Raw genomic sequence first — 746 nt, 5'->3', positions numbered from 1 at the left:
TTGCACAAAACCTTGGCATATACTTTTGCGGAGCAAAAATGCCAAGCGTGAAGTGTCTGGTTTAGCGCCTTGTTATAACGAATTACTCGCACTCCTTGCAGTATAATTGCATGAAGTATTTCATTTCTCGAAGTTTTTCTACTTTAGAGGGGATGAGCAGTAGAACGAACATTACAAATAAGCAGAGTGCTACTAAAGCAGAACCAACGTATAAAAGCTCACTTGTATCAAGCTGCCTCCAAACGGCGGTACTAAAACCTAACAAAACACCGCCACTGAAAGACGCAAACTTTTTAAGAACCGACCCTGCTGAGCCTGCAATTTCTAATTGTGTTTCTAATAACTCATAGCAGTCTTTGACATGACTTGAAGTGATATGTTTACTTCTAAGGCTCTTTTTAAAAAGTAGGTATCTAGATTCTTGATGGTGTTTATCATCATGAGGTAAAAAATTATTATTTTTGTCTCCGAACTCTGAATCTATTAGAGAACCTTTTAATGTTGGTAAGCGCGCAAATAGTATTATTTCACCAATAGCAACAGTCCAAAGCGCGTTAAATAAGCTAGATGTAAATACTAGAATCAAGCTAGTTACAACTAAGACCAGTGATACGAATACTAAGATCTTATCTATTAGAGATGCGTGCTTCATGATGTCATAAAACAACCATTTCAATGTTGCATTTAAATGATAACTATCCCAAATAGCTTTCCAGTGATTCATGAGGTCTCCCTTCGTTATAACG

The 746-nt window shown here is 36.9% G+C and carries 1 protein-coding gene; it reads right to left on the bottom strand.

Features of this window, described 5'->3' with window-relative positions:
* Positions 1-82: 82 nt before the first annotated feature.
* Positions 83-724 (bottom strand): hypothetical protein, encoded by a 642-nt coding sequence (locus KP803_RS21760; protein WP_248010948.1) that lies wholly within the window; start codon positions 722-724, stop codon positions 83-85.
* Between the last annotated feature and the right edge of the window lie 22 nt (positions 725-746).

The sequence above is a fragment of the Vibrio amylolyticus genome, from assembly GCF_023145695.1.
Taxonomy (GTDB): Bacteria; Pseudomonadota; Gammaproteobacteria; order Enterobacterales; family Vibrionaceae; genus Vibrio; species Vibrio amylolyticus.
Note: the sequence above shows the minus strand (reverse complement) of the source record. Positions and strands in the feature narration are given on the sequence as shown.